This window comes from Halomonas sp. 72, assembly GCF_052379785.1.
Taxonomy (GTDB): domain Bacteria; phylum Pseudomonadota; class Gammaproteobacteria; order Pseudomonadales; family Halomonadaceae; genus Vreelandella; species Vreelandella citrativorans.
In genome coordinates this window covers 21,172-34,567 of the sequence record NZ_JBQSYY010000019.1, presented here as the reverse complement: position 1 = coordinate 34,567, position 13,396 = coordinate 21,172, and the positions used below count along the sequence as shown (strand labels likewise).

The 13,396-nt window shown below is 52.6% G+C and carries 10 protein-coding genes; 4 read left to right on the top strand and 6 right to left on the bottom strand.

The features are described 5' to 3' along the window. The first annotated feature begins 192 nt into the window (after positions 1–192). Positions 193–2,679 (top strand): acyl-CoA dehydrogenase, encoded by a 2,487-nt coding sequence (locus tag ACT3T6_RS14740; protein ID WP_193054380.1) that lies wholly within the window; start codon positions 193–195, stop codon positions 2,677–2,679. Between the two features lie 178 nt (positions 2,680–2,857). Continuing rightward, the gene (locus ACT3T6_RS14735) at positions 2,858–4,498 is read left to right on the top strand and encodes a glycerol-3-phosphate dehydrogenase/oxidase (RefSeq protein ID WP_193054381.1); all 1,641 of its coding nucleotides are present in this window, start codon (positions 2,858–2,860) and stop codon (positions 4,496–4,498) included. 122 nt (positions 4,499–4,620) lie between these two features. Here ACT3T6_RS14735 and ACT3T6_RS14730 read toward each other — a convergent pair whose 3' ends face one another. From ACT3T6_RS14730 to ACT3T6_RS14710, 5 genes are all read right to left on the bottom strand, one after another. Further along, positions 4,621–4,845: a hypothetical protein gene (locus tag ACT3T6_RS14730; RefSeq protein ID WP_193054382.1), complete on the bottom strand. Its 225-nt coding sequence runs from the start codon at positions 4,843–4,845 to the stop codon at positions 4,621–4,623. A 421-nt stretch (positions 4,846–5,266) separates the two neighbouring features. Beyond that, positions 5,267–6,754, bottom strand: a complete 1,488-nt coding sequence (gene glpK / locus ACT3T6_RS14725) for a glycerol kinase GlpK (RefSeq protein ID WP_193054383.1) — start codon at positions 6,752–6,754, stop codon at positions 5,267–5,269. Positions 6,755–6,863: 109 nt separating this feature from the next. Continuing rightward, positions 6,864–7,622 (bottom strand): DeoR/GlpR family transcriptional regulator, encoded by a 759-nt coding sequence (locus tag ACT3T6_RS14720; protein ID WP_087105625.1) that lies wholly within the window; start codon positions 7,620–7,622, stop codon positions 6,864–6,866. Positions 7,623–7,761: 139 nt separating this feature from the next. Then, positions 7,762–9,606, bottom strand: a complete 1,845-nt coding sequence (locus ACT3T6_RS14715) for an SLC13 family permease (RefSeq protein WP_193054384.1) — start codon at positions 9,604–9,606, stop codon at positions 7,762–7,764. A 311-nt stretch (positions 9,607–9,917) separates the two neighbouring features. Next, the gene (locus tag ACT3T6_RS14710; RefSeq protein ID WP_193054385.1) at positions 9,918–10,895 is read right to left on the bottom strand and encodes an NADPH:quinone reductase; all 978 of its coding nucleotides are present in this window, start codon (positions 10,893–10,895) and stop codon (positions 9,918–9,920) included. A 195-nt stretch (positions 10,896–11,090) separates the two neighbouring features. Between ACT3T6_RS14710 and ACT3T6_RS14705 the strand changes: the two genes are divergently transcribed. Together ACT3T6_RS14705 and nfo are read left to right on the top strand one after the other, a co-directional pair. Then, complete coding sequence (locus tag ACT3T6_RS14705; RefSeq protein WP_193054386.1) at positions 11,091–11,855, top strand: glycerophosphodiester phosphodiesterase family protein; 765 nt, start codon at positions 11,091–11,093, stop codon at positions 11,853–11,855. Between the two features lie 38 nt (positions 11,856–11,893). Then, complete coding sequence (gene nfo, locus ACT3T6_RS14700) at positions 11,894–12,754, top strand: deoxyribonuclease IV (protein WP_172116487.1); 861 nt, start codon at positions 11,894–11,896, stop codon at positions 12,752–12,754. Here nfo and ACT3T6_RS14695 read toward each other — a convergent pair. Beyond that, the gene (locus tag ACT3T6_RS14695) at positions 12,724–13,311 is read right to left on the bottom strand and encodes a helix-turn-helix domain-containing protein (RefSeq protein ID WP_172116486.1); all 588 of its coding nucleotides are present in this window, start codon (positions 13,309–13,311) and stop codon (positions 12,724–12,726) included. The genes nfo and ACT3T6_RS14695 overlap by 31 nt on opposite strands. Positions 13,312–13,396: the final 85 nt, after the last annotated feature.

Below are 13,396 nucleotides of genomic sequence, written 5' to 3'. Positions count from 1 at the left end.
ACTTGCGCGGGATAGCGTACGTCTGCCAATATTCAAACACCTGTTCGAATGCCTATGGCTTGCGTTCTAATCATCACTTCAAGCGTTACACACAACGGCAAGACTGCATCGATGGATCAGACATCAACGTTCTGAGCCAAGCGCAATGCAGACCAGAACTGGACAGTGCCTAATAATACATGGAGACGTTCTATGCTCACCCTACTACTGATTATCCTGGCCGTGGTTGGCCTGCTGATTGTTATGCGCCGCGAAGCAGGCGCCCCAGCAGCCCTGACACTGTTGGGTATATTAGGGCTTGTTGGCCTACTCTTTGACGCCGCCATTATAGGCGTATTGCTGCTAATCGCTGCTCTGGTCGTTGCTGTGACGGGCCTTGAGGCAGTGCGTAAACAGTGGCTGACACCGCGGATTTTTAAAATTTTCAAAAAGGTCGCGCCAAAGGTCTCCGCCACCGAGCGCACGGCGCTAGAAGCCGGTAGCGTTTCCTGGGACGGGGAGCTTTTCTCCGGTAAGCCACAATGGAATAAGCTGCTGGCTTACAAGGATGGAGGCCTGCGCGAAGATGAACAGGCTTTTCTCGATATCCAGTGCGCTAAAGCGGCTGGCATGTGTAACGCATGGGACATTGCTCAAGAGCGTGCCGACCTGCCCCAGCAGTTATGGGACTACCTGAAAAAAGAAGGCTTCTTTGGGATGATTATTCCCAAGGAGTACGGTGGCCTGGGTTTCTCAGCAAAAGCCCAATCCATGGCACTGCAAAAACTCTCCGCCAACGAAACGTTAATGGTGACCGTTGGGGTGCCCAACTCCCTCGGCCCGGGCGAGCTGCTGCTTAAATACGGTACTGAGGAACAGAAAGACCACTACCTGCCTCGCTTGGCCGATGGCCGCGAAATCCCCTGCTTCGGCCTGACAGGCCCGCGGGCGGGCTCTGACGCAACGTCATTGCCTGATACTGGCGTAGTGTGTAAAGAGATTATTAATGGAAAAGAGACGCTAGGCCTGCGCCTGACGTTTGAAAAACGCTGGATCACGCTGGCTCCCATTGCCACGGTTGTGGGTTTAGCCTTCCGCTTATTCGACCCTGAAAAGCTGTTGGGTGACGAAGAAGACCGGGGCATCACTCTGGCACTTATACCGCGCGATACGAAAGGCATGGACATTGGCCGCCGCCATCACCCCATCGGCAGCCCGTTTATGAACGGCCCGATTAAAGGCGTGGATGTCTTTGTCCCGCTGGATACCATCATCGGCGGGCAGGAGATGATTGGCCAAGGCTGGCGCATGCTGGTTGAGTGCCTATCGATTGGTCGTTGTATCACGCTGCCCTCCGGCGCGACCGGCACCGCCCGCTACGCACTGGGCTGGAGCGGTGGCTTTACGCGTGTTCGTCGTCAGTTCAACGTGCCTGTCGCCGAAATGGAAGGCGTTCAAGAACCGCTGGCACGTATGGCAGCGATGGCTTATATCTCCCAGGCAACCGTTTATCAAACGGCTAACCTGATTGATCATGGTGAGAAACCGGCGGTTCCTTCAGCGATTTTGAAGAGCCAACTGACCGAGTTTCAACGTGATTTGTTAAGCGATGCGATGGATGTGCATGGCGGTAAAGCGGTCACATTGGGCCCACGTAACTATTTAGGTATTGGCTATAGCGCCAACCCGGTAGCGATTACCGTTGAAGGCGCCAACATCATGACGCGCAACCTGATGATCTTTGGTCAAGGGGCGATCCGCTGTCACCCCTACGTGCTGGAAGAGCTGGCCGCCAAGGATGCCAACGACATCAACGCGTTTGATAAAGCCTTCTTCAGCCATGCGGGCCTGATTTTTGGTAACGCCGCACGTGCGTTCACCATGGGGCTAGGGTTTGGCAAAGAACGCGTGCCGTTTGACGGGCCAGCCGCGGCTTATGCGCAAGATATTGCCCGCCTCTCGGCAGGCTTTGGGCTATGTGCGGATGCCGCCATGGCAAGCCTGGGTTCCGCGCTGAAAAAACGCGAAATGCTCTCTGCCCGTTTGGGTGATGTGCTCTCTAACCTGTATCTCGCATCCATGGTGCTCAAACAGTGGCAAGCAGGTGACAAAGTGGAAGGCGAAGACGCCCTGCTTCACTACAGCTGCCGCTTCCTGCTGCATCGTGCAGAGCAAGCCTTTGTGGAGATTTTCGACAATTTGCCTAATCGGGCACTCGGCCGTGTGCTTAACGCCGTGGTAATGCCAACCGGCCGCCGTTGGGATAAACCCCATGACGATTTGGCACGCGACATTGCTAAACGGGTTTCCACCCACACTGCGTTGCGTACCAAACTGCTTTCCAACACCTGGGATACCGACGACGGCGAACAACCCAACCCATTGGCGCGCTACAACGCACTGCTGGTTGATTATGACCGTGCTGAAGCCATTTATCGTACGGTTAACAAAGCCTACGCCAAAGGTGAGCTGCCTCAAACGGCCCTTCACCCTGAAGCTCGGGTTGAGGTAGCGTTTGAGAAAGGCCTGATTAGTGAAGAAGAAACGATCTTTATGCGCGAATTCGAAAAGAACGTGCTGGAGATGCTAACGGTCGATGACTTTGCCTACGATGCGTTCGCAAAGAATAAAGGCACGCTCATTAACCATAATGCTACGCAGGCAGCGCCAATTAATCCTGAGGAAGCCCACGTCGAATAACACATCCTGGAAACAGGATTGCCATAAGCCGGCTCCACAATGGAGCCGGTTTTTTTATAGGCGCTCAATGTTCGTTTTCAAACTTGAAAGATCGCAAACGATCACATATTCTTCATAAATGAAAATAACTGTGCTTTGCTTTGGTTATCAAACCTAATTTTCCATTAATGAGGCTATCATGACCCTGCGTGAACAAAACGTTAGTCAATTGACAAGTACCACCTTTGACGCGCTGGTAATTGGTGGCGGTATTAATGGCGCGGCCAGTGCGGCGGCACTGGCAGGCAAAGGTGCCAAAGTCGCCTTGATTGATCGTGGCGACTTTGCAGGCAGCACCAGCATGCACTCCTCCAACTTGGTGTGGGGGGGCATCAAGTATATGGAAAGCAATGACTTTGGCCTGGTGCGTAAACTCTGTAAAAGCCGCAATCATCTGATCAAGAGTTACCCTTCCACGGTTGAGGAAATACGTTTTCTCACCACGATTACCAAAGGGTTTCGCCACTCCCCTCGCTATCTTTGGGCAGGCACCTGGCTTTACTGGTTAATGGGAAATGGTTTTACCAAAACGCCCCGCCTGCTTTCGCCAAAAAACATCAAGCAAGAAGAGTCGATCATTAATGTCGATACATCGGTGGGCGGCTTTGAGTATTCGGATGCCTACCTGCACGACAATGATGCCCGGTTTGTGTTTAATTTTATCCGCCACGCGCTCGATTTCGGCGCGACAGCCGCCAACTATGTGGAGTCGCTGGGTGCTGAGCGTAAAGATGGTGTCTGGGTAACGAAAGCCCGCAACACCATGGATGGCAGCACGTTTGAGATACGAGCCAAGGTATTGATTAACGCGGCTGGCCCATGGGTAGACCATCACAACAAGCTGACCAACCAGCAGACATCGCACCAGCACCTTTACTCAAAGGGCATCCACTTAATCGTGCCGCAGTTAACAGAGTCAAAGCGTGTACTGGCGTTTTTTGCTGATGATGGGCGGCTTTTCTTTGTTATCCCCATGGGCAATCGTACCTGTATTGGCACTACCGATACGCACATGGACCACCCTAATGCGGTAGTGACCGATGAAGACGCAAGCTTCGTGCTGGAGAACATTAACAAGCGCTTAACGCTTGAGAAGCCCCTGACACCTGACGATATTATTTCAACACGCTGTGGCGTGCGCCCCTTGGCCGTCGAGGCCAACCAGGGCAGTGACCGTGACTTCCTGCAGCTCTCACGCAAGCACATTATTGATACACATGACGATACGGCACATATCAGTATCTTTGGTGGCAAGCTCACCGACTGTTTAAACGTCGGTGATGAAATTGCGGATGCGGTAACCCAGCTAGGCGTGACGTTAACCAACCCCAGGTTCCAGTGGTACGGCGAACCTGCTGATTCTATTAAGCAGCAATTTATGGCTCAGGCCGAGCGTATCGGCCTTGATGCGATGACGCCCAGCACCTCTTCAGAGCTACTGACAAAACGCCTGTGGCGCCGCTACGCGGATAAAGCGTTTGCGATGCTTGAAAAAATCGAAGCAGACCATGACCAGGCCGCCTTGCTTATTGAAGGTACCGAATATATTCGCGTTGAGCTTGAACACGCCCGCGATTATGAAATGATCACTGAACTAGAAGACTTCCTGCGTCGCCGGGCCAAAATATCGCTTGTGGTGCGTCATGAGCAGCTACGCCACTCTGAAGGGCTTAAAGAGGCTTGCCGGATGCTTTTCGGTGACCAGGCCAATGAACGATTTAATGCCTACTTCGAAAATAATTCTGGCGAGGCAATTCAACAAGCAATGGCAGACGCCTAGTGCTTGCTAAAAGCACATAACCAAACGGACATATCCCAATTATCGTGCTAAAAAAGCTCCCTTAAAACTGTTAAGGGAGCTTTGTGTACATCCACCACCAAAGCCTCTAAGCGTTTAACACCTTACTCCTCGTTAGCAACCTGTAGCTGCGAGTCGCCTTCCAACACTTCATCCCAGGCTTCATCCAGCGTACAGCCGGACCGACTATCGAGCGTATCGATCACTTCCACGGCACATTGAAGCGACCTCGGGCTATCTTTAAGCGCAAGTACCAGTTTAGCCAAGTCCTGCTTGCTAAATGTACTGGCAATCTGGTTAGCTTGCTGGCTTAGTTCAATACAGTTCATATTCAGTACCTCATGGTATGGTTATCCGTTGCCGGTCTCACAAAGGGCTTTCGTTGGCAAAGCCAGCCGCCCTATACGTATGGTGGCATTGCTACTCATGCCAGGTCGGATAAGCACCTGGTTCGGTGACTGCGAACGGTCAAAAAACAGATAAAATCTTCGCTCTTTAGCGCCTGCTGTATGCACGCACAAAGGTTATATGGCAAGGCATAGTGCGATGTGTCGGGGTAACGAAGCATCACTCCATCCCATGCCCTGACTATGGTTCATGAACGATCAGCCAACAATGCATCATTGGACGCACGCCCCGTTGTAGCTTGACTACATTGGCCGCCGCCCAGGGTTAAACATGTTAAAAGCTTACAACAAGAAGAGAATCAAGAAGTGCACGCAGCCACCTTACGATGGCTACGTGATGGCCTTATTCGCCGGAACGTACGCGCGACACGGCATCCAGCCAGCCTTGGTACAGCTGCTCGCGAGACGCATCCTCCATGGTCGGCATAAAGCTCTTTTCACAGTCCCAGAGCTGTTCAATTTCTTCCAAAGAGTCATACCAGCCTAAGCGTAAGCCTGCCAGGTACGCTGCTCCCAGTGCAGTAGTTTCTAAAATAGTGGGACGGTCCACCTCAACATCCAGCATGTCGGACAAAAACTGCATCAGCCAGCTGTTTTTAACCATGCCGCCATCCACACGCAGTTTGCTTGGTGTTGCGTCCATATCGTCGTTCATGCAGTGCTGTAAATCGCGAGTTTGATAACAGACTGCCTGCAAGCCTGCCGCAACGATTTCTGCAATACCGGTGTCCCGTGTCAGGCCAAAGATTGCCCCCCGCGCTTTAGGGTCCCAGTGCGGCGCCCCAAGCCCCGTAAAGGCAGGTACCAAATAGACGCTATGGCCCAGTCGGGTCTCCTTGGCAAGCGCCTCGGTTTCAGCCGCATCCGCAAACAGGTTCAAGCCATCCCGCAGCCACTGTACGGTTGCACCTGCGACAAAAATACTGCCTTCCAGCGCATAGGTAGGCTTACCGTTAAGCCGATAGCCGATGGTGGTCAACAAGCGATTACGCGAAAGCGCGGGCGTGTCACCGGTGTTTACAATCATAAAGCAGCCGGTGCCGTAGGTGCTTTTACCCATACCTGGCGTAAAGCATGCCTGCCCTACTAGCGCTGCCTGCTGATCGCCCGCCACACCGGCAATCGGTAGCTCAGCCCCTAACCACTCTGCCTCCATCATGCCAAAATCATCGCTGGAGTCTTTCACACTGGGCAGCAGGTTGGCGGGTATGTTGAACAGCGCCAGCAAATCCTCATCCCATTGCTGGGTGTGTATGTTAAAGAGCGCTGTACGTGAGGCATTGGTGGCATCGGTGACATGCTGCTTACCGTTTGTCAGCCGCCAAATCAGAAAGCTATCTACGGTGCCAAATGCCAGCTCGCCACGCTCAGCGCGTTCACGGGCACCCTCCACGTTCTCAAGCAACCACGCCAGTTTCGTCGCCGAAAAGTAGGGATCAATTAACAGGCCGGTTTTTGCTTGAACGCTATCGGTATGCCCAGCTTCACGCAGCGTTTGGCAGGTATCAGACGTTCGCCGATCCTGCCATACGATCGCGTTATAAAGTGGCTTACCTGTTGCGCGGTCCCACAACAGCGTGGTTTCGCGCTGATTGGTAATACCCACACCCGCCACTTGACCTGCAGAAACACTGGCCTTCACCAGCACTTCTTTGCAGGTCGCAACTACTGATTCCCAAATATCTTCAGGATCATGCTCAATCCAGCCATCACGGGGAAAGTGCTGGGTAAACTCTTGCTGGGCAACGGCCGCAATTTCCCCTTGTCGGTTAAACAAGATGGCACGGGAGCTGGTGGTACCTTGATCAATAGAAAGTAGATAACGGGACATTAGATGTTCGCTTTGAGGTGAATATTTTCGCTTTATTATGAATAAGGCTACGCTAAGCCTTATTGATGCTCAAGTACGAAAATACCTCTACAAAGCAGCCTTGACCCGTTTAGGCGATATAGAGCGCCACATCATATTGGGTTAGCAACTGCTGGATAGACTCGGGAGGCTTACGGTCAGTGAACAACGCATCCAGCTGGGAAAGATTCCCTTGGCGTACCACAGGGTTGCGATGGAACTTGGAGTAATCCGCAGCTAGATACACGCGCCGCGAATTAGCAATGATCGCCTGGGCCACACGTACTTCCTGGTAATCGAACTCCAGCAAAGAGCCATCTTCATCAATACCGCTGATACCAATAATGCCGTAGTCGACCTTAAACTGATTAATAAAGTCGATGGTGGCTTCACCGATGATGCCGCCATCCCGGGAGCGCACCTGGCCGCCCGCAATGATGACGTTAAAGTCTTCTTTATGCTGCAAAATAGCGGCAACGTTCAGGTTGTTGGTGATCACTTCCAACCCTTGATGCTCCAGCAATGCCTGGGCAATGATTTCATTGCTGGTACCAATATTGATAAACAGCGATGAGTGATTAGGAATATGCTGCGCCAGACAATGAGCAATACGCTCTTTCTCTTCAAGATGGAGTGTTTTACGTGTGCTGTAGGCCGTATTAACGGTGCTTGACTCAATTCCCACGCCACCATGCACCCGCCTCACTCGGCCCTCATTCGCCAACGTGTTGAGATCGCGCCGAATCGTTTGAGGCGTTACTGCGAAATGATCAGTCAGTTGCTCAATGCTCATATAACCGTGCTGACGAACCAGCTCGACAATCGCATCCTGACGGTATTGTTGATTCATAGGCTTAGCCTGTTCACTTTTATTTATCGCCAAGCGTAATAGGGTAACAAAATCTGATAGCCCTGATCCACACGACGAAGCTCAACAAAGCTCGGTGGCCCACAGGGAGCCACCGAGCACTATCTTTTGCTGTCGTTACTTACAGCGGCCATACCCACAAAATAACCGGCAGGGCAACCACCAGCACAACGATCGAAAGCGGCAAACCTAGCTTCCAATAATCACCAAACCGATAGCCGCCTGGCCCCAGCACCAATGTATTGGACTGATGGCCGATGGGGGTTAAAAACGCGCATGAAGCACTCACCGCGACCACCATTAAAAACGGATCAAGAGAGACATTAAAGCCTTGGGCTAAACTGGCGGAAATCGGTGCCATTAACAATGCGGCGGCAGCATTATTGACCACATTTGAAAGTAGCATGGTGAGCACGAAAAGGCCGATTAAGGAAATAAAGATGGGCCACTGCGCGCCAAATTCTAGCAAGATGTTCGCTACGATTGTGGCTCCACCGCTGGTTTCCAAGGCCTCCCCTACGGGTATCATGGCGGCTAACAGTACAATCACAGGGCCATCAATGGCCTGGTAGCCATCCCGCAGTGGCAATACCCCAATTAATAGCGAAATAAGCGCGGCACAGCCCATTGCGACCGCTGCGGGCAGAAGGTCCAGCAGCATCGCGACAATGGCCAGCGCAAAAATCCCGATTGAGATAACCAACTTACGCGGCTGGCCTAACTGCAGCTCCCGATTAGCCAACGGCAAACAGCCTAAGGTAGAAAGGCTATCACTAATTTCGTTCTCGCTGCCCTGAAGCAGTAGTACATCGCCGGTTTGAAAACGAATATCCCGCAAGCGCTGCTTCAAACGACTACCGTCACGAGCAACCGCCACCAGATGTAGACCAAACTGTTGATTTAATCGCAGCTGTCGGACACTGCGATTATTCATCATCGAATCATTACGCACGACCGCTTCGATCAGTTGCAGCCCTTCGGTATCCACCGGCTGCCGGCCCTCACTGCTGTCTGCTTCGCCCTCATCCTCTTTTGAGGCATCTTCATCCTTCTCCTCAGGCTCCGCAACCGCACTCAACCCTACTTTATCTTCAAGCAGCTTTAGATCATCCGGGCCCGCCTCAAGCAGTAAAATATCGCCCTCTTGCAAGATCCCATGAAAGGAGTAGCCCGCCCGACGGTTATCGTCGCGCACTACGGCCAATACAGGAATGGTTTCCTCAAGCTCATCGCGTAACTGCGGCAGCGTTAAGCCGTTGGCTTTAGAGTCCTTGGTAACGTTAAGCTCTACCAGATAATTGGCGGTATCAAACATCTCTTCAGTTGATGACTTCGCATTGCGTTTAGGCGTTAAGCGCCAGCCAATTAACACGATAAACACAAGGCCTACAACAGCTACCGCAACCCCGACAGGGGAAAAGCTGAACATGCCAAAATTTTCCCCGGTTACACTGCCACGGTAGCTGGAGATAATAATATTGGGCGGTGTGCCAATCAGGGTGGTTAAGCCCCCCAGCAACGAACCAAACGCGAGCGGCATTAAAAGCAGGGAAGGAGACGTGTTATGTTCGCGGGCAAGCCGCATGGCAACGGGTAGCAATAGCGCTAACGCCCCCACATTATTCATAATGCCGGACAACACCACCACGGTTCCTACTAGCGCTAAAAGCTGGAGTATCAGCCGGTCACCCACCTTGAGCACTTGGTTGGAGATAATATCCACTACGCCAGAACGCTCAAAACCACGGCTTAACACCAGCACGGCAGCCACCGTAATGACGGCGGGATGACCAAACCCGGCAAACGCTGAATCAGCCGGAACAAGGCCTAGCATCACCGATGCAAAAAGCGCCGTTAATGCCACTAAATCATAGCGAAAACGCCCCCATACGAACGCCACCAACGTTAATCCCAGCACAATAAATATCAGTGTGCTGGGTGCCAAGCCGATTGCTTCCATCGCCATGCGAATCATCTCCTGTAACGCTACCCGGCCTGCTTACCCCTTCCGGCTTGCCTTTGTAAACCACAACCCATGTAAAGAATGAGAAGAACCTTCACACATTAGACGGTATCTATACAGACGTATAGCGTGTGCAAACGTTAGAGAATAGCCGACCGGCTGGAACTGCTGATAAAGCCGCATGGGGACGACACATTGGCTGCGCTTCCCAGAACGGTAATCTGAAAAAGGTACAAATAAGCAGTAAAGAGGAGCTAGTCTGAAAACTAGAATCAACAAAAGCCGCGTTTGCGGCTTTTGTTGCTCGCTACCGATCAGGGCAGCAGTACGGTTGAACCGGTTGTTTTACGGTTCTGGAGTGCATCCTGGGCTTTACCCGCATCGGCCAGCGGGTAGCGGTTGGCAACATCAATTTTGATTTTGCCACTCTCGATCATGCTAAAGAAATCTTTGCACATCATTTCCAGGCGCTCGCGCGTGTCGGCATAACCGTTCAAGCTGGGGCGGGTAACAAATAACGACCCTTTCTGATTCAAAATTCCAATATTAACGCCATCAACCGGGCCGGAGGCATTACCGAAGCTGACCATTAACGCGCGAGGCTTCAGGCAGTTTAACGACATATCCCACGTGTCCTTGCCCACCGAATCATAAACCACATCGCACATTTCGCCGTTAGTAAGCTCGCGGACGCGTTCAACAACGTCTTCTTCGGTGTAATTAATGGTCGCCCATGCGCCATTTGCCAGCGCCAAGTCGGCTTTCTCTTTAGAGCTAACCGTACCAATCAACTTCACACCTAACGCCTTGGCCCACTGGCAGGCAATCGAGCCTACACCACCCGCTGCGGCATGGAACAAGATGGTCTCGCCACCTTTGAGTTCATGCGTTTGACGTAACAGATACTGCACGGTTAAGCCTTTCAGCATGCTCGCCGCTGCGGTTTCAAAATCGATGAAGTCAGGCAGTTTGACGACTTTTTCAGCCGGCAGCGTATGATGCGCCGCATACGCGCCTAACGGGCCTTGCGCATAGGCAACGCGGTCCCCAACACTTAGATGAGTCACCCCTTCGCCAACCGCATCAACAATACCCGCGCCTTCAGTACCCAAGCCCGCAGGCAGCGACGGTGCTGGGTAAAGACCGGTACGAAAATAAATATCAATAAAGTTGAGGCCAACGGCTTTATTGGCGACCCGCACTTCACCTGACTTGGGCGCTGCCGGAGTAACCGTCGCTACTTCAAGTACCTCAGAACCGCCGGTACGGGCAAACTCGATACGCTGAGACATATAAACTCCTTGTACTTTATTTTGACAAACAGACATTTTGTAAACGAGCTAATGGCTATCCAAACGCTTTAGGCGTCAGAAATCAAGCCGTTAGTTCTAAGCGAGCGGCATTCACTGCGATTGACCTGACACGCTGATGTCACTTGCGCATGCTAGACTGATTTTACTCAATCTGTGACGCTTTATGGATGTGCGATGACCCACCCTGCTATTACCCTCCCTACCCTAATTGCTCACCGCGGCTATTCCGCCGCCGCCCCTGAAAACACGCTAGCCGCCGTACGAGCCGCGTATGAGGCAGGTGCCCGCTGGGTTGAGCTGGATGTTCAATTACTGGGCGACGGCACCCCCGTGATTTGGCATGACGCAGAAGTGGACCGTTGCTCTGATGGGCGGGGGAACCTCAACACGCTCACTTGGCCACAGGCCAACGTTCTGGATGTCGGCAGTTGGTTTGGCGATGCCTTTGCGGGTGAAAAAATGGCCAGCCTGGAGGCCATGCTGGCGCTGCTCAATGAGCTGGAGATGGGCGTCAATATGGAAATAAAAGTCAATAAAGGCCGCAACCCAATCGAATTGGTTAATCGCGTACTACCAGACATGCGCGATGCCCTATCGCCAGAGCGCCTGATTGTGTCTTCGTTTGATGTAGATGCACTTAAACATTGCCGCACATTGGCGCCAAAAGAAGAGCTGGCGCTGGGAGTCTTGTTTGGCAACACGCCCAGGGAGTGGCGCGCCCTTTGCGAGTCGGTTGATGCGTTCAGCATTCACCCCCACTGGCCACGCTTAAAGCGCGACCAGGCCGATGCCATGCACCAAGCGGGCTATCAACTGTTGTGTTACACCGCGAATGACCCAAGCGCTTTTAATAACCGATGGGAATGGGGCATTGCTAGCGTGATTACCGACGAACCTGCTATTTTTAAACGTTTTTTGGATAACCAGCGTTCAAAATAGAGTCATCAAGGGGATGTCATGGAATACAAGGGGGGTTCATGAAATACATAGGTGCACACGTTAGCGCAGCGGGCGGAGCTGACCAGGCCGTGCAACGTGCGGTGGAAATAGGCGCTAATGCCTTTGCTCTATTCACTAAAAACCAGCGCCAGTGGAAAGGCAAGCCGTTAACCGATAAGGCAATTGAGGCTTTTAAAGCCGCTTGTCGCCAGCATGGCTTTGGCCCAGAGCAAATTCTTCCCCACGATAGCTACCTGATTAACCTGGGGCACCCGGAAGCCGAGGGGCTTGAGAAATCCCGTGCGGCTTTTTTGGATGAAATGCAGCGCTGCGAACAACTAGGCCTGACGCTACTTAACTTTCACCCTGGCAGCCATCTAAACAAAATCAGCGAGGCGGATTGCTTAAAACGTATTGCGGAATCGGTTAACGAAGCGCTGGTGCATACCCAAGGCGTGACGGCCGTTATCGAGAACACCGCTGGGCAAGGCACTAACCTTGGCTGGCACTTCGAGCACTTGGCGGAAATCATTCGCCATGTCGATGACAAGTCACGCGTTGGCGTATGTATCGATACCTGCCATGCGTTTGCGGCGGGGTATGACTTACGAACCGCCGAAGCGACACAGGCAACCTTAAATGAGCTTGGCAGCATCGTAGGCTTTGAGTATCTGCGCGGCATGCATTTAAACGATGCCAAAAGTGCGTTTGCCAGCCGGGTTGACCGCCACCACAGCTTGGGAAAAGGCAATATTGGCCTGCCTGCCTTTACCACCATCATGCAGGATGCCCGCATTGATGGAATCCCCATGATTTTAGAAACCGTAGAGCCTGACATCTGGCCTGAAGAAATCAGCTGGCTGCGCACTCAAGCAGAAGAGGCCGCCCCCGGCAAATAGTGAATCACATCATGAAAGCGTAAGCGCGTGGCCGTGGCATTGCGCATTGCGTGGGGGCGGTCAGCAAAAAAGCGCAGCCCCTCGCCTACCTTTAGCGTTTGCCAACGGTCATCAATGCGCAGCTCCATCTCCCCTTCAACCACCACAATATGTTCTACCACGCCCTCGGCATGCGGCGCTGACTCGCTGATCGCGCCGGGCGCCAGCTCAATCATGAACATTTCAAAGCCCAACAATGGATCATAAGGGAAAATCAGCCGTGCCTGCATGCCTGCACTGTCATCTCCCCATACCGACTCTCCGCTATCCCGGCGTAGCTCACCCTGAACCGGTTTTTGGCTGTCGAATAGGGTAGAAAACGACACTCGAAAGCCACTGGCGATTTTCCACAGCGTTGATACGGTCGGGCTCGACTCACCACGCTCGATTTGCCCTAGCATGGCTTTGCTTACGCCTGTTTCAGCCGCTGTGCGGTCCAGGCTCCAGCCCTGTTTATTACGTAGCTGCTTAACCGTGTTGGCTATATGTTCAGCAATGGTGTGAACTTCACTCGCCATAGGTCTCCCCTTTAACGCCATAAAAGAAGTTTACTGGCTCACTCGTCAAAGCGACACACGCATTTAATCGGCACCGCGATGAGTG

What these genes read in the sequence shown, in the direction of transcription:
- ACT3T6_RS14705 (WP_193054386.1), top strand. Translation starts at nt 11,091, where the DNA reads ATGACCCACCCTGCTATTACCCTCCCTACCCTAATTGCTCACCGCGGC.
- ACT3T6_RS14715 (WP_193054384.1), bottom strand. Translation starts at nt 9,606, where the DNA reads ATGGCGATGGAAGCAATCGGCTTGGCACCCAGCACACTGATATTTATT.
- ACT3T6_RS14740 (WP_193054380.1), top strand. Translation starts at nt 193, where the DNA reads ATGCTCACCCTACTACTGATTATCCTGGCCGTGGTTGGCCTGCTGATT.
- ACT3T6_RS14695 (WP_172116486.1), bottom strand. Translation starts at nt 13,311, where the DNA reads ATGGCGAGTGAAGTTCACACCATTGCTGAACATATAGCCAACACGGTT.
- glpK (WP_193054383.1), bottom strand. Translation starts at nt 6,754, where the DNA reads ATGTCCCGTTATCTACTTTCTATTGATCAAGGTACCACCAGCTCCCGT.
- nfo (WP_172116487.1), top strand. Translation starts at nt 11,894, where the DNA reads ATGAAATACATAGGTGCACACGTTAGCGCAGCGGGCGGAGCTGACCAG.
- ACT3T6_RS14720 (WP_087105625.1), bottom strand. Translation starts at nt 7,622, where the DNA reads ATGAATCAACAATACCGTCAGGATGCGATTGTCGAGCTGGTTCGTCAG.
- ACT3T6_RS14710 (WP_193054385.1), bottom strand. Translation starts at nt 10,895, where the DNA reads ATGTCTCAGCGTATCGAGTTTGCCCGTACCGGCGGTTCTGAGGTACTT.
- ACT3T6_RS14735 (WP_193054381.1), top strand. Translation starts at nt 2,858, where the DNA reads ATGACCCTGCGTGAACAAAACGTTAGTCAATTGACAAGTACCACCTTT.
- ACT3T6_RS14730 (WP_193054382.1), bottom strand. Translation starts at nt 4,845, where the DNA reads ATGAACTGTATTGAACTAAGCCAGCAAGCTAACCAGATTGCCAGTACA.